Origin of the sequence: Sporosarcina jeotgali (assembly GCF_033304595.1) — a bacterium.
GTDB lineage: Bacteria > Bacillota > Bacilli > Bacillales_A > Planococcaceae > Sporosarcina > Sporosarcina jeotgali.
Genome location: NZ_CP116341.1, coordinates 3,055,928 through 3,073,385, shown reverse-complemented (window position 1 = coordinate 3,073,385; position 17,458 = coordinate 3,055,928). Strand labels below are relative to the sequence as shown.

Annotated in this window: 16 protein-coding genes; 13 read left to right on the top strand and 3 right to left on the bottom strand. The window is 43.7% G+C overall.

The window, feature by feature from the left end; translation table 11 throughout:
* Position 1 precedes the first annotated feature (1 nt).
* A complete protein-coding gene (locus PGH26_RS15505; RefSeq protein ID WP_323691909.1) occupies positions 2 to 880 on the bottom strand; it encodes an alpha/beta hydrolase in 879 nt (292 codons plus the stop codon).
* A gap of 320 nt (positions 881 to 1,200) precedes the next feature.
* On the opposite strand from PGH26_RS15505, the gene fdrA reads away from it, so the two are divergent.
* From fdrA to PGH26_RS15445, 12 genes are all read left to right on the top strand, one after another.
* The gene (fdrA, locus tag PGH26_RS15500) at positions 1,201 to 2,949 is read left to right on the top strand and encodes an acyl-CoA synthetase FdrA (RefSeq protein WP_323691908.1); all 1,749 of its coding nucleotides are present in this window, start codon (positions 1,201 to 1,203) and stop codon (positions 2,947 to 2,949) included.
* 99 nt (positions 2,950 to 3,048) lie between these two features.
* Positions 3,049 to 4,311 carry a YlbE family protein gene (locus PGH26_RS15495; protein ID WP_323691907.1) on the top strand — a complete coding sequence of 421 codons (1,263 nt, stop codon included), beginning with the start codon at positions 3,049 to 3,051 and terminating at the stop codon, positions 4,309 to 4,311.
* On the top strand, positions 4,311 to 5,231 hold the full coding sequence (locus PGH26_RS15490; RefSeq protein WP_323691906.1) for an oxamate carbamoyltransferase subunit AllH family protein: 921 nt from the start codon (positions 4,311 to 4,313) through the stop codon (positions 5,229 to 5,231). Before PGH26_RS15495 ends, PGH26_RS15490 begins: the two co-directional genes overlap by 1 nt.
* Positions 5,228 to 6,166, top strand: a complete 939-nt coding sequence (arcC, locus tag PGH26_RS15485; protein WP_323691905.1) for a carbamate kinase — start codon at positions 5,228 to 5,230, stop codon at positions 6,164 to 6,166. The genes PGH26_RS15490 and arcC overlap by 4 nt, the downstream gene beginning before the upstream one ends.
* A gap of 111 nt (positions 6,167 to 6,277) precedes the next feature.
* Complete coding sequence (locus PGH26_RS15480; protein WP_323691904.1) at positions 6,278 to 7,567, top strand: cache domain-containing protein; 1,290 nt, start codon at positions 6,278 to 6,280, stop codon at positions 7,565 to 7,567.
* A gap of 106 nt (positions 7,568 to 7,673) precedes the next feature.
* Positions 7,674 to 8,894 carry a sensor histidine kinase gene (locus tag PGH26_RS15475; RefSeq protein ID WP_323691903.1) on the top strand — a complete coding sequence of 407 codons (1,221 nt, stop codon included), beginning with the start codon at positions 7,674 to 7,676 and terminating at the stop codon, positions 8,892 to 8,894.
* 2 nt (positions 8,895 to 8,896) lie between these two features.
* Positions 8,897 to 9,613 carry a response regulator transcription factor gene (locus PGH26_RS15470; protein WP_323691902.1) on the top strand — a complete coding sequence of 239 codons (717 nt, stop codon included), beginning with the start codon at positions 8,897 to 8,899 and terminating at the stop codon, positions 9,611 to 9,613.
* Positions 9,614 to 9,797: 184 nt separating this feature from the next.
* The gene (locus tag PGH26_RS15465) at positions 9,798 to 11,054 is read left to right on the top strand and encodes an MFS transporter (protein ID WP_323691901.1); all 1,257 of its coding nucleotides are present in this window, start codon (positions 9,798 to 9,800) and stop codon (positions 11,052 to 11,054) included.
* Between the two features lie 167 nt (positions 11,055 to 11,221).
* Positions 11,222 to 11,923 carry a 5-oxoprolinase subunit PxpB gene (gene pxpB / locus PGH26_RS15460; protein WP_323691900.1) on the top strand — a complete coding sequence of 234 codons (702 nt, stop codon included), beginning with the start codon at positions 11,222 to 11,224 and terminating at the stop codon, positions 11,921 to 11,923.
* Positions 11,920 to 12,930: a 5-oxoprolinase subunit C family protein gene (locus PGH26_RS15455; RefSeq protein WP_323691899.1), complete on the top strand. Its 1,011-nt coding sequence runs from the start codon at positions 11,920 to 11,922 to the stop codon at positions 12,928 to 12,930. The genes pxpB and PGH26_RS15455 overlap by 4 nt, the downstream gene beginning before the upstream one ends.
* A complete protein-coding gene (locus PGH26_RS15450; RefSeq protein WP_323691898.1) occupies positions 12,927 to 13,709 on the top strand; it encodes a LamB/YcsF family protein in 783 nt (260 codons plus the stop codon). Before PGH26_RS15455 ends, PGH26_RS15450 begins: the two co-directional genes overlap by 4 nt.
* Before the next feature lie 58 nt (positions 13,710 to 13,767).
* Positions 13,768 to 14,478: a hypothetical protein gene (locus PGH26_RS15445; protein WP_323691897.1), complete on the top strand. Its 711-nt coding sequence runs from the start codon at positions 13,768 to 13,770 to the stop codon at positions 14,476 to 14,478.
* A gap of 8 nt (positions 14,479 to 14,486) precedes the next feature.
* On the opposite strand, the gene PGH26_RS15440 is transcribed toward PGH26_RS15445, so the two are convergent.
* Positions 14,487 to 14,765, bottom strand: a complete 279-nt coding sequence (locus tag PGH26_RS15440; protein WP_323691896.1) for a hypothetical protein — start codon at positions 14,763 to 14,765, stop codon at positions 14,487 to 14,489.
* A 72-nt stretch (positions 14,766 to 14,837) separates the two neighbouring features.
* On the opposite strand from PGH26_RS15440, the gene PGH26_RS15435 reads away from it, so the two are divergent.
* Entirely contained in the window at positions 14,838 to 15,902 is a 1,065-nt protein-coding gene (locus PGH26_RS15435; protein ID WP_431312503.1) for a DmpA family aminopeptidase, read from the top strand.
* 117 nt (positions 15,903 to 16,019) lie between these two features.
* Here the strand turns inward: PGH26_RS15435 and PGH26_RS15430 are convergent, their stop codons facing one another.
* Positions 16,020 to 17,288: an MFS transporter gene (locus PGH26_RS15430; protein WP_323691895.1), complete on the bottom strand. Its 1,269-nt coding sequence runs from the start codon at positions 17,286 to 17,288 to the stop codon at positions 16,020 to 16,022.
* Positions 17,289 to 17,458: the final 170 nt, after the last annotated feature.

Below are 17,458 nucleotides of genomic sequence, written 5' to 3'. Positions count from 1 at the left end.
TTTAAAGCGACTTCATATGAAACTGTTCTTGCAGAAACCTAATCCCGTGATTCACTGCACGTACGGAATCGGGGTCGTCCATGTTGGCATCAAAGTTATGCTTTCCGTTTGTGATTGTCATTAGTTCGTTTCGAACACCAAGGGAATCCAGCTTTTCTTTCATGGCTACAGACTCAGAATAAGGCACGTCCTCATCCGCATCCCCGTGAATAAGAAGAGTTGCTGGAAATTCTGTATCCGCTGTTTCAACGGGTGCATAATGTCCCAGCCTGCCTTTAACGGCAGCATCAGAACCAGTCACCCAGTCGAGCCAAGTACCTTGCTGACGGCAATACAAGTAAATCGCATACCGGCGTTCGATTGGAGCGGATGAAATCGGAGTTGACTGAATCAGTTGTTTCGCAAGTATTTCAGGCACTGTCGTCATTGAAGTAAAGTGAGGACTTGGATTGCGGTACCAATCGCCTGTAACTTGTCCATATCCATAAAACGAGACAATCGCATCCGGCTTCACGTCAAACGTCCCTGATAAAAGTGCTAGATAACCTCCCGCCGAGCTGCCGATTACAGCTACCCGTTCACGGTCAAAATCGAAGTGAGCAGGTGAGTCTGTCTTGAGCCAAACCATCAAGTCCTGAATATCATCCCGGATTTCAGGAAGTCTAGATTCAGGTGCAAGGCGATAATCCACAGAGAACACATTGAAACCAGCCTCATTGTATCGACGAATTTGTTCCCGATTCATATCGTCGCGTGTGCCCCAAATCAGTCCGCCGCCGTGAATGTAGACAAGTAAAGGTGCTTGTTTTCCATCAGTTTCATGAAGCACCCCTTGAATTTCACAACCATCCGTCTTTTTATAAACAAAAGTATCCGCCATAATTGCATCCTCTTTCCTCGAGTATCTGTCGGTACATCAAAACAAACAGCAGAGTCTAATGGGCGAAAAAAACTCTGAAGAAAACCGTTTCTGCCACTATCTTACGACACGAAACGTCAAGAATACAGCTTTCGATTCATACTTTTATGTTTTTGTAATGTTAGGCTCCGGTATTTTATTCGTCTGTAATGCAAATTGCGTTACAATTAATTTGGATTAAATAAAAACAGCTTTCGCACAAGTTTTGAGTATCCCGATTAGGGAAACACATGCAAGAGCTAGCGTGCTGATTTTTTAAAAAACTTACAGGGGTGATTTTTGTGCTTCATACGATTATCAAGAAGAACTCGTACCAAGACTCTATTAACCTAATGTTGCTGACGAACTCAATTGCAACAATGGAAGGTCTCAACAAAGTACAGATCATGATGGCTACACCAGCAAATAAAGATATCTTTAAAGATGCAGGATTGCATACAGCAGAACTTGAAGCTGCAGAATCGAACGACATGGCGATTGTTGTCGACACTGACAGTGCAGAAATGATGGATACGGTTCTTGAAAAAGTGGAGCAGTACTTGAATGACCAATCCATCAGCAACAAAAAGCAAGGATTTGAAACTGTTCGTACGTGGGACAAAGCAATGGATGCACTGCCAAATGCAAACGTTGCCATGATTTCAGTACCAGGTGAATATGCAGCAGATGAAGCGGACAAAGCTTTGGACCGCGGTCTTCACGTGTTCATGTTCAGTGATAACGTTTCAGTAGAAGACGAGTTGCGCTTAAAGCAAAAAGCACATGACAAAGGGTTGCTTGTTATGGGTCCAGACTGCGGTACTGGAATTCTTGACGGTGTACCTTTGGCATTTGCAAACGTTGTAAACAAAGGCCGAATCGGACTTGTCGGTGCATCAGGAACAGGAATTCAGGAAGTATCTACAATTATCGATCGCTTAGGAGAAGGTGTAAGCCACGCAATCGGTACAGGCGGACGTGACCTGAAAGATCCGATTGGTGCGATTACGATGATGGATGGAATCCGCGCTCTTGAAAACCATAGTCAGACAGAAATTATCACAATTATTTCGAAGCCGCCTGCAGAACACGTGCGTAACGAAGTAATGGAACTTCTTCAAAGTTTGACGAAGCCAGTAGTAGCTGTATTCCTGGGTGAAAAGCTTGAACAGTACGAAGGCAATGTGTACCAAGCATATACCCTTGCAGAAACTGCACATATTGCAGTGGACCTCGCTCGCGGCAACGAAGTGAAACCTGACTATAATGCAGGAGACTTCTCTGTTGAGAATGCTGACTTGAAAGAAGGACAGAAGACGCTTAAAGGATTGTATTCAGGCGGTACACTCGCTTCTGAAGCAGCTGTTCTGATTTCTGACGCATTAGGTCTAGGTACACATATTAAAAACGAAGAAGGCTATGTCTTGAAGCACGAAGGTCAAGAAATCGTGGACCTTGGAGATGATAAGTATACGCAAGGGAAACCACACCCAATGATCGATCCGGAAACTCGTTCGAAGTTCATCGAACAAGCAGGAGCTGATGAAACAACGGCTGTTATCTTGCTCGACTTCGTTCTTGGATATGGCTCACATGACGACATGGCTAGCGCATTGCTGCCATCTATCAACAAAGCGGTTGCACAGGCAAAAGAAAGCGGACGTACATTGCATGTCGTCGCAACTGTGTGCGGTACTAAAAACGATCCGCAAAGCTATGACGGTCACGTGAAACAGCTGAGAGAAGCTGGTGTGATTGTAAAAGAAACTAACAACGAAGCAGTCCGTACTGCTCTCAGCATTGTTGGGCTCAAAGTGGAAGATAACCAGAAGAAACATGTTGAAGGAACAAAATCAGATAAGAAATTCGATCTCACTGTCTCTGAAGACATCGCGTCACTCGTTTCAGAACGTCCGCGTGTCATTAACGTCGGATTGAAAGGCTTTACAGATGCACTTTCAGACACTGCTACACAGTTTGTTCAATATGACTGGCGTCCAGTTGCTGGCGGAAATGCACGCATGGCAAAAATCTTAAGCTTACTGAAGTAATTTCAGACTGATCAAGATAAAAGGTCCAGATCCGCGCTGGACTGGACCTTTACTATGCAGATGGAGACATCTGTAAATATGACGAATGAGGTGTGCGTTATGAACTACAAGTCAATGGATGAAGCAAACAAAGCAGTTATCGATAAAATTAGCGGATCAGCTCCATTTCTAGTCGACGTTGTACCAGCAAAAGAAAAAATCAAAGAGCTTAACGAGGGGAAAGTAATCCTTCATGCGGGCCCTCCAATTCAGTGGAGTGACATGACAGGTCCAATGCAGGGGTCATGTATTGGTGCTGCAATCTATGAAGGATGGGCAGCATCTGAAGAAGATGCTGAAAAGCAATTAGCTGGCGGAGAAGTAAAATTTATTCCTTGCCATCATGTAAATGCGGTTGGACCTATGGGCGGAATCACATCAGCAAATATGCCAGTATTCGTTGTAGAAAATCGTTCAGAAGGGAACGAGGCATATTGCATTATGAACGAAGGAATCGGTAAAGTTCTTCGTTTCGGAGCAAATTCACAAGAAGTAATTGATCGCTTAAAATGGATGCAAGATATTCTTGGACCAACAATCGCAAAAGCGCTCGCTCTTACTGAAGATGGTTTGAACCTGAACGTTATCATTGCAAAAGCGATCACAATGGGTGACGAATTCCACCAGCGCAACATTGCAGCATCATTAATTTTCCTAAAAGAGATCAGCCCGTACATCGTCCAGCTGGATATGGATGCGAACGATCGTAAAGATGTAATTCAGTTCCTAGCCGATACAGATCAGTTCTTCTTGAACATCGCAATGGCAACTGGTAAAGCTGTTATGGATGCTGCCCGTACAATTCAAGACGGAACAGTCGTTACTGCAATGTGCCGTAACGGTAAAGACTTCGGTATCCGCATTAGCGGTATGGGAGATGAGTGGTTTACAGCTCCAGTAAATACGCCACAAGGCTTATTCTTCACTGGATTCTCTCAGGAAGATGCGAATCCGGACATCGGCGACAGCGCAATTACTGAAACATTCGGTGTTGGCGGTATGGCGATGATTGCTGCTCCTGGTGTAACACGTTTCGTGGGTGCTGGCGGTTTCGATGATGCACTTGCAACTAGTAACGAAATGACAGAAATCTGTGTTTCTCAAAACAGTAACTTTACAATTCCTACTTGGGATTTCCAAGGGGCTTGTCTGGGAATCGATGCTCGTAAAGTTGTTGAAACTGGTATCGAACCAATTATCAACACAGGAATTGCGAACAAAAAGGCTGGTATGGGACAAGTAGGTGCAGGTACAGTTCGTGCACCAAAAGAATGTTTTGAAAAAGCAATTGAAGCATACGCTGTGAAGTTAGGCTTGATCTAATGACTCGGCCGCAAGCAAGACGAACCATCCTGCATGCGACAGAATACCAGCAGCAAATACCTTTCCATCTGGCAAAGCATCCAGTGTGCACCGTCCACAGCACGTTTCAGAATGGGTTAAATATCAAAAGCGGTGATCGTCTATTTTTCATCGGAACGGTAAAAAATGGCCGGCTGCCATTTGGTATTCATCTGTCACAAGAGGATTTGGACCGGCTGTTAAATGGAATCAATGAGAATTCTGCCGTCTCTTGGGAACCAAATGATCGAAGTCTGTCATTTGGAGAGACGGAAACAGTTGTGAGTCTAGTTGGAGGTGACCCTTTTGACTGTAAGGTTTCCCGAGAACTCGTAACGAGTGAGCGGCTGGCGGATAATTTAGCGATGTTTGCATCCATCTTACTCGAAGAACCGCGAGTGACTGGCTTAGACATCGATATTGAATTATGGTTGACCCGACAGTTGGAAGGAAGTCTTGCTAATGGCCTGACAGAGCAGCATCTTTCTGCTTTATTAGAATCAATGAATTCCTCAAACACGAACGAAATTGAACGGCATCTAAGATATATCATTGGACGGGGACAAGGACTTACCCCGTCTGGTGATGATCATTTGGTCGGTTTACTTGCTATCCATGAAGCGACGGGAATTTTATCGGATCCATTTACGGATACCTTAAGACAGCTCGTTGTGCAAGAAGCTCTGACGACTGATATCGGCCGCGAGTACTTGCTTTACGCATTGAATGGACATTTCAGTTCAACAGTAGTAGAAGCAACTTCGGCATTGACACGGAAGACAGATATTTATATGCTAAAACCACTGCTTTTGGAATTGCTCGAAATGGGGCATAGTTCTGGAACAGATACGGTTTTTGGCATGTTACTCGGCTTACTAGCGCTAAGGAGGAAAACAGAATGACAGAAAAAGTAGTAATTGCACTTGGGGGAAACGCAATCTTGCAGCCAAAGCAGGAAGCGACTTACGAGAATCAGCGTGAAAACGTACGGATTAGTACTGAAATCATTGCGAAAATTGTCAAGAACGGTCATGAAGTCATCGTGACGCATGGCAACGGCCCGCAAGTAGGCAACATTCTTCGTCAGAACGAAGAAGCTAAAGATGTTGTTCCCGCACTTCCACTAGACGTATGTAGCGCAGAATCACAAGGATTCATCGGGTACATGATGGAACAGACATTGAAGAACGAATTGAATAAGCTTGGTCTTAACAACCAAGTAGTCAGCATGCTGACGCAAACAGAAGTGGATCGTCATGATCCTGCTTTTGAAGATCCTTCTAAGCCAATCGGTGTCTTCTATTCAGAAGAAGAAGCAAAGCAATTGGCAGAAGAAAAAGGCTGGGATGTTAAAGAAGATGCCGGCCGTGGCTGGAGACGCGTTGTTGCTTCACCAAATCCGAAGTCAATCTTAAGCTCAGATACAATTAAACTGCTGACAGATAACAAGGTTATTGTTATCGCTTCAGGCGGCGGCGGAATTCCAGTCGTACGTGAAAAAGATGGCAGCTTAACAGGCATTGAAGCGGTTATTGATAAAGACCGCAGTGCGTTCCGTCTAGCAGAAGAGGCAAAAGCGGATGTTCTTATGATTTTGACTGACGTGGATAACGTATTTGTTAACTACGGAAAACCTGATCAAAAAGCACTTGGCACAATTACACTTGAAGAAGCAAAAGGCTATGCAGATGAAGGTCAATTCTCTGCGGGCAGCATGGGTCCTAAAGTTGAAGCTGCGATGAAGTTTGCTGAAATGGGCGGACGTGCAATTATTTGTTCACTCGGACAGGCTGACCTTGCAGTTGAAGGAAAAGCTGGAACACAAATTAAAAAGTAATCTACTGGATGGTATTGGCTATGGTGTTATAACACAAGCCAATACCGTTTTGGTATGTACACAGGCATTTCGAGTTACATAAAAGGGCGAAAATGGAAGGAGAGAATACGGATGAAAAATAGACGATCCCGTTCCTTTAAAAAAGAACTCATTTACTCATTTCTTACCATTGGGCTCTCGTCAATTATCCTCCTCGGTTTTTTTCAATTCTTCCAGCTCTCTTCGTTAATTGAAGGCAATCAGGACAGTCAGACGAAAGTAACCGAGTTTTTGGAAGACAATATTGAAGGCTATATGGAACAGCATGGAAGAATCATCGAAACGATGTCTGCAAGTATTGCACCGTTATTGGAAAATAATCAAACAGAGGCAATTGAAGAGAAACTTCGGGATATTAAACTCAATTATCCTGGTTTCGTCAACTTGTATGTGGGCGATAAAGACGGAAAGTCACTCGTCTTCTTTCCAGCTTCTTATACGGATGGCGCGACACGGGAACATTTAGATTTCAGCGATCGCTCGTATTACAAAGAACTGCTGGAAACGAACGAACAAGTAATCTCACCTGTATTCCGTGGACGAGGAGGAACGGATACGCTCCTAGTAGCAATTGTTTCACCAATCTTCAGCAGTGAAGGCAAGATGCAAGGCTATATTTTAGGTGCAATCGATTTAAATGCGTTGGAAAAGTACGTGTCCACCAGAATTTCCGGTGAAGCCAGTTATGCCGTCCTTCTTGATCAGGACAATAATGTAATCGTTCATCCAGATGTGGATACTCGAACGGAAATGGTCAACTTAACCAACTCCCAAATTGTACAAACGATTACCAAGCAAGAGAACCGGCCCATGAATAGCTTGACCGTCAAAGAGGATAACAGCGGAAAAGAATTTATAACGTACGCTAAAATTCAAGAGCTTGGCTGGACTGTGTGGATAGCAAATCCATCCACTTTGATCAACAAGCCCCTAAGAAGTGCAGCGAATACAGTTTTATGGTTCATCCCAATCACCGCCCTGTTTGTCATACTGGCGAGTTTCTTTTTAACAAATCGCCTTGAACGGACAATTCGTAATTTGCTGGACACAATAAAAAGCTATACGGCGAGTTATAAGACGAACCATCCCGTAAAATTGTCTGACCATATTCAAGGACCTCAAGAAATGACAGATCTGCTTACTCATTTTAATGACATGATGTCTGAAATTGAAGAAAATCGAGTGGAGCTCATGGAATTGAATACACAACTAGAAGCGCGTGTACAAGAGCGGACGGCAAACTTGGAGCAGCGAAATTCAGAATTGCAAGCGGTCAACCAGCTGATAACACCAGTTTCGTCCAAGATGGACTTACCGCATTTCATACAGCTGTGTCTGCAAAATATTAAACAGTCCGTTTAACGTACACATCTGGTTCCGTGAATTGGCTGTGACAGGAAATGCAATTTACCCGGAAAGCAGTCTACAACAGTATTTAAAGACGAATGTTCAAGGAACGAATCACCATATGGAACCGATTGTACTGGATGGCCTGCCGAACGGATACCTGATTGTGGACTTAGAAGACGGTCAAACCATCAAAGCGAAAGAACAGGCATTTCTTCAAACGTTCTCTCGTTCTCTCGCGATTATGCTGCAAAACAAATTATTATTTGAACGGTATCGTAATAAGCATGCTGAACTGGATGCGGTTCTCGAGAGCATGTCTGAAGGTGTCATGCTTTTGAATAACGATCACGAAGTCGAGTATGTAAATGAATTCTTCTTGAATGTAATTGACGGAGACGGCACAAACGTCCCCCTTGGGCGCCTGTCTGAAGTTCTTAACCGGATTAATGTTCTGTTTGAAAGCACAGCGGAGGAACTTACTTCATTTTTTGAAGGAGAAGCCAGTGATTTGAAACTTGAATACAAAACAAAATCAGGAAATGCCGATTTTTATATGCTTCATAAATTCTCGGTTATATCAGACGAGAAACAAATCGGTGAGGGACTGCTAATCCGTGATATCACAAAAGAAGAAGAAATCGATACGTTGAAAAACAACTTGATATCGTTAACTTCCCATGAATTTAAAACACCGATTACCAACATTAGAGGAAGTGTTGAAACTTTACTGCGGGATGACGTGGAGTGGGAACCGGACTTTCAGGAGGAATTGCTGGAAGGCGTTCATGAGGACATTGAGCGAATCCAGCACTTAGTCGATGACTGGATGGATATCTCGAAAATCGAATCGGGATCCATGTACATTGAGCGTAATATGGTGCGGGCAGATCACGTTATCGAGAAGTCCATCGAACTTGTCCCGATTAGCCTGAAAGAAGAGGCGACTTTGTCGTTCCACAACAAAGCGGAGGATTACTTATTCTTCTATGCGGACAAAACACGTGTACAACAAGTGCTGGTGAATCTTTTTACAAATGCACTTCGTTATAACGACCACCCACATAAGCAGATTGATATCACGTTGGAGAAAAAAGACGACTTCTTGACGATTGCAGTCACGGACAATGGTATTGGAATTTCGAAAGAGCATTTACAGAAAATCTTTAACCGTTTTTACCAAGTCGATGTCACTGCAACCCGGCGATCAGGCGGAACGGGCTTAGGATTATCGATTTGCCAAGGGATTATGGAAGCGCATGAAGGCAGAATCGAAGTCGATAGCAAACCTGGAGAAGGCAGTACATTTACACTTTACTTTCCGATACGAAAGGGGTCCTGAAGATGAAACAAAAAATATGTGTCGTAGATGATGAGGCAAAGATTTTGCGTTTTATCTCTGCGAATTTACGATCTGTTGGATATGAAGTGGTGACTGCCGACTCAGGGGAAGAACTGCTGGAGAAGTATGATCTCATTTCACCGGACTTAATATTACTCGATATCATGATGCCAGGAAAAGATGGGTTTTATGTTTTGGAGGAACTGCGCAAGTTTTCTCATACGCCTATTATTATGTTAACCGCTAGAAGTAATCCAAAAGATAAAGTGAATGGGTTGAATTTAGGGGCTGATGATTACCTGACGAAGCCGTTTTCGTTAGACGAGTTATTCGCACGCGTCAACGCGGTTTTGCGCAGAAGTCAGCCAAGCCTTACAGATGCGTCTGCGGGTGCATCGTCTGTTATCCAGACGGGAGCCCTGCAAGTCGATGTTGGGGGTAAACGGATTTGGATTGACGATGAAGAATTGAAATTGACGCAAACCGAGTTTTCATTATTGGAGATTCTTGCATTGAATCTAGACAAAGTCGTGCAGCATGAATCGCTGCTTTCAGAAGTATGGGGTCCCCAATATCGAGACGATGTCGAGTATCTGCGCGTTGGTATTGCAAGAATCAGACGGAAAATCAAAGAGCGATTGAAAGAGCCGGAAGAGTACATTGTTACGTACCCGGGTCTAGGGTACATGTTGAAAAGTGTTGCCGCTCTTAGTGAATAGAATGTACCTGAAGAACCGCCGTCAGGAAGGGCAGAAAACATTCTTTTAGATATTTAATGTTTTGGCAATGTTAGCTGTTTTGATTTTATTCGTCTGCAATGCCAGCTGCAGTATTATACAAGTGTAAGGTAAATGATCATTTCACTTAAGTACCTATTATAAAAAAATTGAGGAGGAACTAACGATGGCGAAACAAATACAAGATAATGGCCAGAAAAAAGAACTCATTCCTTATTGGATCAAAGCCGTTATCGTATTCTTCTTAGGTTGGGTTGCAATTTATGGAACGCGTGCAATCTTAAACCCTGTCATGGATGATATTCAAAATGAATTCAGCTTATCCGCTGGTCAACTCGGTATGATCAGCAGTATCTTCTTCATCGGTTATGCGGGATTGAACATTCCATCCGGTATTCTCGGTGATAAAATCGGTAAAAAGAAAGTGCTTGTACCAGGGATTATTATGTTCGGTATCTTTGCAGCAATTGCAGGGTCTATGCCGACATTCTTCTTATTCGTACTGATGTGGTTAATGGTTGGTGTATTCCAAGGATTCTATTATGGACCTCAGTATGGTTTATCTTCAGAAGCGATTCCTAAGAAACACATCACAGTCGGTTCAGCAATTATCAACAGTGGTATGGCGTTCGGTCTATCCGCTGGTTACTTCTTATCCAGTTATACAATTGAAGCTGGAATGTCTTGGAGAGCACCATTCTACATTGTAGCAATTCCGGTCGTACTCATTGGTTTGCTAATGTGGTGGCTTGTTAAAGAAAATCCATATGGCAAGAAAGCTAAAGCTGAAATTGAGAATGAAGAGCCATTCAAGATCAGTGTGTTGTTCAAAAACCGCAACTTGCTTATGTCTTACATCGTAATCTTCTGTGCAATTTACGGATTCTTTGTAGTCGTAACATGGATGCCTTACTACTTGCAGCACGCACGCGGGATTGAAGGCAGCGCGGTTGCAACTGTATCTTCACTAGTGCCATGGGCAGCTGTACCAGGTTCGATTCTTTTCAGCTGGATTGCTGACCGTCTTGGTAAGCGCCGTCCAGTACTGCTTGTTATGCTTCCACTTTCATTGATTTCTCTCGTTTCCATCGTTGCATTCGACAACATGTATGTTCTCTATGCAGCACTAATCGGTTACGGGATCTTTGGTAAAATCAGTACAAACCCTGTCTTGGTTGCTGTTGTCGCAGACAACGCTCCTAAAAATGCATATGGTACATCATTCGGTGTGTACAACTTCATCGGAATGTGTGGTTCCATCCTTGCACCATACATCACAGGTTACTTGGCTGATGTAACTGGTAATCTGGATATGGGCTTCTACTTTGCAGGTTTCCTACTTATCATCGGTACAATTGCCGCAGCGTTGATTAAGGAAGATAACAAACCAAAATTAACAGACACGAAAGCAGTAACTGAATAAGTGATCTAGACAGGCTGTCCTCTTAGTGAGGGCAGCCTGTTTTTCTAACTTGAAAATCGAACTATACAATGGATGCTGATTATATCCAGTCTGACTGCATCAAGTCGAGAATTGTCTGAACAGTGTTTTTTCCTTATACTAAACAAAACGTGTAAAGGAGGAGCGGAATGGAGTTTATCATTTCTCCTTTAGGAGATCGGGCAGTTCTCCTCGAATTCGGGGAACCATATCTTGAAGAAACGGAAAGAAAGATCAGAACCGTGACTGCTGTATTTGATGAACAACAGCCGGCTTGGTTCATTGAATACATTCCATCCTATACGTCCGTTACCATTCTTTATGATATTCACTGTTTTCCAAGAGATGTGTTTCCTTATGAAAAAGTTTGTTTGGAAATTCGAAAGTTATTTGACAGTCTGGAACCGATTAAGATAACCGAACGGCGTACGGTTAGAATTCCAGTATTGTATGGCGGCGACCACGGCCCTGACTTGCAAAGTGTTGCTGAACTGAACGAACTGACAATAAATGAAGTAATCACTATTCATACGTCTGCTGTCTACACTGTACAAATGTTAGGCTTTGCCCCAGGATTTCCATTTTTAGCAGGGATGTCGCAAAAAATTGCGGCACCTCGCAGAGAAGATCCAAGGCTGCGGATACCGCCCCGATCTGTTGGGATTGCAGGGGGGCAAACCGGTATCTATCCGATTGAAACACCAGGGGGATGGCAGCTAATCGGACAGACGCCAATTGAGTTGTTTTTGCCGGACGAAACGCCGCCTAGTTTGTTGCGTGCGGGTGATCAGCTCGAGTTTTTTGCCATTACGAAAGAGCAATATGATGTCTATAAGGAGGGGAATGTATGATTCGAGTAGTGAAGGCTGGTTTGTCAGACACGATTCAGGACAGCGGCAGAAGCGGCTACCAGCAATTTGGTGTCATCCATAGCGGAACGATGGATTCCGTTTCTAGTCGAATTGCGAATCTCCTTGTAGGGAATGCAGAAGGTGAAGCCGTTCTCGAAATGACGCTCCTTGGGCCCAGGCTTCTGTTCGAGAAAGATGTGCTCCTCTCTTTATGCGGGGGCGAATTCACCCCGGAAATAGACGGGGTTCCAGTTCCGTTGTGGAGACCTGTCGCAATAAAGAAAAACTCGGTATTAACGATTGGTCCTGCAACACGTGGATGTCGTCTTGTCATGGCTGTTGCTGGAGGATTTGACTTGCCTGAAGCGCTGGGCAGTCATTCCACATACATAAATGCAAGATTTGGGGGATTCCAGGGAAGAAGCCTAGAAAAAGACGATCTGTTGCCCGTAAAAAGACCCTGGGAAACGTCTCCTATGAGAATGGAGCATATGATGCAGGGTCGGCTTCCTTTTTTAACTGTGACTTGGTCTGTGGCCAAAAAACTGCGGCCGTTAGCAGAAGAGCCCTTCACAATTCGGGTGCTGCCAGGTATTCAAATAAATCTTTTCACCAAACAAAGCCAAAAGGACTTTGCAGCCTCTATCTTTAAGGTAGACTCGAAATCCGATCGCATGGGCTATAGATTACAGGGTCCGCTTCTTAAGCTATCTGAACCTCAAGAGCTTTTATCTGAAGCCGTCACATTCGGTTCTGTTCAAGTCCCATCGAATGGACAACCCATTATACTGATGGCGGATCATCAAACGACTGGCGGCTATCCTAAAATTGCTCAAGTGATAACAGCAGACCTGCCATTATTAGCTCAAGCGAAGCCAGGGGATTCTATTCAGTTTAGGGAAGTCTCTATACATACTGCACAGAAGCTCTTGCAGCAAGTTGAAGAAACTATAAATGAATTGCGTATAGGGATAAAACTTAAGTTTATCAATGGAGGGATTCAATGACTGTACATATAGACATCAACTGTGACTTAGGAGAAAGTTTCGGCGCCTACACGATCGGAAATGATGAGGAAGTCATGAAGTACATTACATCAGCGAATATCGCCTGCGGTTTTCATGCAGGTGATCCAAATACAATGCATGCAACGATTGATCTTGCCTCCCAGCATAATGTTGCGATTGGTGCTCACCCCGGGTTGCCGGATTTAAATGGGTTTGGAAGACGGGAAATGAATCTGACGCAACGTGAGATATATGATTTGATGGTTTATCAAATAGGTGCACTCCAAGGGTTTTTAAAGGCAGCAGGCGTACCGCTCCACCATGTGAAGCCTCATGGGGCCCTGTACAATATGGCAGCTAACAACGAAGCAGCCGCCGAAGCGATCGCACGTGCAGTTGCTGCAGTGTCGCCTGAAGCGATTTTATATGGATTGTCTGGAAGTGCACTGATTCATGCAGGTGAATCGCAGGGGCTCTTAACTGCCAGTGAAGTATTCGCAGACCGCACTTACGAATCCGATTTATCGCTAACACCGAGAAATCAACGAGGCGCGGTCATTCAAGACTATAATTTAGTAATTACGCAAGTAATGAATATGGTGAATGATGGAACTGTCCGTACCGGTATACAGCAAGAGACGCCGATTTTAGCGGAGACAATCTGCATACATGGAGATCATGAACAATCATTGGCATTCGTTAAAAGAATGAGTAACGATCTAAAACTAAAAGGGATTTCGGTCACGAAAGCAGGGGATTTTATTCATCGGATGTACTAATTTCTTTTCAGTAAAAGCGGACCATGAATGAAGACGGAATCTTTGATATACTAATCTCATGACAACACTTACAGGAAACCAAATCAGTCAACTTCATAGTAATGGTGTGTATACGACACGACCCGGACATCCCATATTCACGTTGCATATTTTAACATCTGCAAGTGATAAAGAAAGGCTATTAACCGTTCTTCAAACCGTAAGCAAAAGTCCGAATACGACAGTGGCTGCCTCTTTTTTCATGCGTCGTTATGGAATGTTTACAGCTATGCAGCTTTTTCAGTTCATCCAATATGAGGAGCTGTGGCGAGGCGGGGACAACGAGTTAACATTCGGAGCTGTTCATGAATATGGCAATATGACCGTCAGTACTTATCCAGACAGCAAAGGTTGGATAGATGTCCCGATTAAAGACGCTGCGGACGTCGTTCGGAATCTCCTTGTCCAAATCCAGATGGTGATTGAGGCGCTCCGGTCGGCAGCTTCGATTTCTCCGAATGTGCTGTGGGAAAACGTTTTTGGCTTCTGGCTTTGGCAGTTTCACGTCATGCTGAATGATCCAACCTGTTCAGACGAGGCTAGAATTGTTTTCAATCACCTTAAGGACGATTCGTTTTGGACGGGAATCTCTTCGCACTCGCGATTTTCTTCTTATTTGAATGGAAGTGAACCCGCAGATTTACTAAACACAACTGTGAGAAAAACTTGTTGCCTTTCAAAAGACGTTCCAGGACTCATGCAATGTGGATTTTGTCCGCTGAAAGTGTAGAACGTTCCTCATTTTGACCGAAATGCTAAATAGGATTGCTTCATTGAATACAGGACGCCCATAGCTGCACCGCTATAGAAAAACCCCATAAAGATACCCGCGGAAAGACTATGAGGATGACTGATGAAAATGGATAAAATGAGAGCAACCACTGTGGCAACTGTAGAAAGCCACGTTGGCCGTACTCGAAAAACCCATTTAGCAATTAGAACGACAACAAATGTCACAGGGACCGCCCAAAATGCATCCCATATATTGGTGTGAATCGTTGGAAACTCCGTCAGCATAATGATCACTCCTTTTACTGCGTAGTGTGGAAACTTTTGTGAAAGACTATACATAGACGGGAGCCATGAAAAATGTCGAAGCAACAACCAATGAAAGTCAGAGCACGCGGTATTCAGATCGGCACACTTTCCACGGGTGAAAACAACTGTATTACAGACGTAGCCAATGTACGGGTTGGCCACGTAACTCTCGATGAACCGTTGGAGAATGGAGAGTATGCTGCAACAGGGGTCACTGCGATTTTGCCCCATTCAGGGAATCCTTTTCGAGAAAAAGTAGCAGCAGCAAGTTATGTGATTAACGGATTCGGTAAGACGACAGGACTCATTCAGTTAGATGAACTTGGAGTTCTGGAGTCACCAATCATGTTGACAAATACATTCGGTGTTCCAGCTGTAACTGAAGGAGCCCTTAGGTGGCTGCTCGATCAGACGCCAGAAATCGGTGACACAACAGGGACTGTTAACATTGTTACTGGAGAGTGCAATGACAGTCGGCTTAACTCCATTAGAGAACTGTCTGTTACAGCCGATCATGCCGGGCAGGCAATCAAAAAAGCATCCGCACACCCGTCAGAAGAAGGGGCAGTGGGTGCTGGAAAAGGCATGGTTTGCTTTGGTTATAAAGGCGGAATCGGGACATCTTCACGCGTGATTCACACAAAACAATCTAACGAATCGTTTACGATAGGCTGCTTGGTACTAAGCAACTTTGGCAAGCGGGAAGAATTCGAAAGCTCCCGATATATAAAAGGCGCTTCTGACACGCAGCCTAATGCGCCAAAGCCTGCCGACGGGTCTATCATGATCGTCCTGGCAACAGATGCGCCTTTGGATCATCGTCAATTAAAACGAGTAGCAAAACGTGCGGGAATCGGACTCGCTAGAACTGGCAGTCATTACAGCAATGGAAGCGGAGATATCGTAATTGCATTTTCAACTGCTCACAAATTCCCGCATGAGAAATCGGCCTCTTTAGAATGTGTTCACTTACTTCGGGATAGTGATCCTGCATTGAATGAGCTATTCCAAGCAACAGCTGAAGTTACGGAAGAAGCCATCTTAAATTCGCTGTCCCAAGCGGTTGAAACGACAGGGAGGAAGGGCTTAACGGTCTATCCAGCACCATTTTCTTAACTGTTCCATGTGAAACAATTTCCGACTGATTTCGACATAGGCAGAAAGATAACAACTAAAAAAGCTGTTTCAATACCAGGGTTACTAGTACTGAAACAGCTTTTGTTATTCATGAAATTAGTTCCAGTGACCATCTTTTTGAAGCTTTTTCTTGCCTTCAAACGCGTATGTCACAAGAATAATATTTAAAATGAGGAGTACTAAGACTACGTATAATACTGGTGTGTAGCTGCCAGTGAAGTCAAAGATATATCCGTACGCTGGAAGTGCTATTATCCCGGCAATCGCTAGTCCAAGCGATGCAGTAGAGTAGATTTGACTATACTCACGGCTGCCGAATAGACTAGTAGTCATTGCGGGAGCAAGAGTACCGACGGAGTTGGACACAGTAAATCCGAACAATCCTGTTGCAAGAGTAAGTGCTAACTTACTATTCGCAGCAAATAAAAGTACTAAAACAGCGATGATTGCTAGCACCATAGCCAAATAGACAGTATTTCGAGAGCCTATTTTATCGACGAGATAACCAAGAACCAAAGCACCTAAAAGAACACCAATCATATAAGCACCCATGACATTACCTGCGAATCCTACATCATATCCGCGAGATTGGATGTAAGAAGGGATATGGATGGAGAAACTGGCGATAGATGTTATGAGCAAGAAGAACAAGAATAAAGAGTAGAATGCAGAAGACTTACGTGCTATTGCAAGCGTGACCCCTTTATCAGAATCATTTTTCATGCCGTTATCGCCTAACGCTGAATCTAGTTCTGCTCCATAGGGTGTTAAACCAATAGCCTGTGGAGATTTGCGAATTAGTAGAAGTACGGTAGGAACTACAATTATAATAATTGCTATTCCGAGTGAAATATAACCAGTACGCCATCCCTCGTTTGCAATCGTATGACCAACAATCGGTTGGGCGATTGCACCAAGTAAGCCGCCGGATGCTCCAATAATACCAAGTGCCATTCCGTTTTTCTTTTTAAACCATTGGTTAACTAGAACAGGTCCTACGATAACCGTTGTAAAGACCCCGCCTACTGCTAATGGAATAGAGAAAATGTACCAGCCCCATACTGAGTTACTGAAACCAAAGGCAATAAATGCACCCGCTTGTAAAATAATCGCGGTGATTAATACTGTACGAATATCATATTTTGCCAGAATTTTACCACCGATAGGAAGGAAAATCATTGTTATAATTGAAGAAATGCTGAAATATAGTGTCAAGTTTCCAGTCAAAATGTCTAACTCTTTTGTAGCTCCAGGTATGAATAGTCCTGCAGAGTTATTTAATGCACCCTTTGCAAGACCAACAATAATACAAAGTGCTACAAGCGTCCACCAAGCGTAGTGGATTTTCTTCTTAGCTGTCGCCATTTATTCCCACTGCTTTCTTTATTATATTTTTGCAATCAATATCTTGTGGGTCTCTGTCATAACGATTTATGAACGTCAATACGTCCTCTGCAATCTATAAGTACTACCTAAATCAGGAGGTATTTCACGAAGATCAGTTTGTATGAATAATCGGCTAGCAGAGTCCTGCG

Coding starts and splice junctions, on each gene's coding strand:
- PGH26_RS15505 (WP_323691909.1), bottom strand. CDS start 880: ATGGCGGATACTTTTGTTTATAAAAAGACGGATGGTTGTGAAATTCAA.
- PGH26_RS15495 (WP_323691907.1), top strand. CDS start 3,049: ATGAACTACAAGTCAATGGATGAAGCAAACAAAGCAGTTATCGATAAA.
- PGH26_RS15490 (WP_323691906.1), top strand. CDS start 4,311: ATGACTCGGCCGCAAGCAAGACGAACCATCCTGCATGCGACAGAATAC.
- arcC (WP_323691905.1), top strand. CDS start 5,228: ATGACAGAAAAAGTAGTAATTGCACTTGGGGGAAACGCAATCTTGCAG.
- PGH26_RS15480 (WP_323691904.1), top strand. CDS start 6,278: ATGAAAAATAGACGATCCCGTTCCTTTAAAAAAGAACTCATTTACTCA.
- PGH26_RS15475 (WP_323691903.1), top strand. CDS start 7,674: ATGGAACCGATTGTACTGGATGGCCTGCCGAACGGATACCTGATTGTG.
- PGH26_RS15470 (WP_323691902.1), top strand. CDS start 8,897: ATGAAACAAAAAATATGTGTCGTAGATGATGAGGCAAAGATTTTGCGT.
- PGH26_RS15465 (WP_323691901.1), top strand. CDS start 9,798: ATGGCGAAACAAATACAAGATAATGGCCAGAAAAAAGAACTCATTCCT.
- pxpB (WP_323691900.1), top strand. CDS start 11,222: ATGGAGTTTATCATTTCTCCTTTAGGAGATCGGGCAGTTCTCCTCGAA.
- PGH26_RS15455 (WP_323691899.1), top strand. CDS start 11,920: ATGATTCGAGTAGTGAAGGCTGGTTTGTCAGACACGATTCAGGACAGC.
- PGH26_RS15450 (WP_323691898.1), top strand. CDS start 12,927: ATGACTGTACATATAGACATCAACTGTGACTTAGGAGAAAGTTTCGGC.
- PGH26_RS15445 (WP_323691897.1), top strand. CDS start 13,768: ATGACAACACTTACAGGAAACCAAATCAGTCAACTTCATAGTAATGGT.
- PGH26_RS15440 (WP_323691896.1), bottom strand. CDS start 14,765: ATGCTGACGGAGTTTCCAACGATTCACACCAATATATGGGATGCATTT.
- PGH26_RS15435 (WP_431312503.1), top strand. CDS start 14,838: ATGTCGAAGCAACAACCAATGAAAGTCAGAGCACGCGGTATTCAGATC.
- PGH26_RS15430 (WP_323691895.1), bottom strand. CDS start 17,288: ATGGCGACAGCTAAGAAGAAAATCCACTACGCTTGGTGGACGCTTGTA.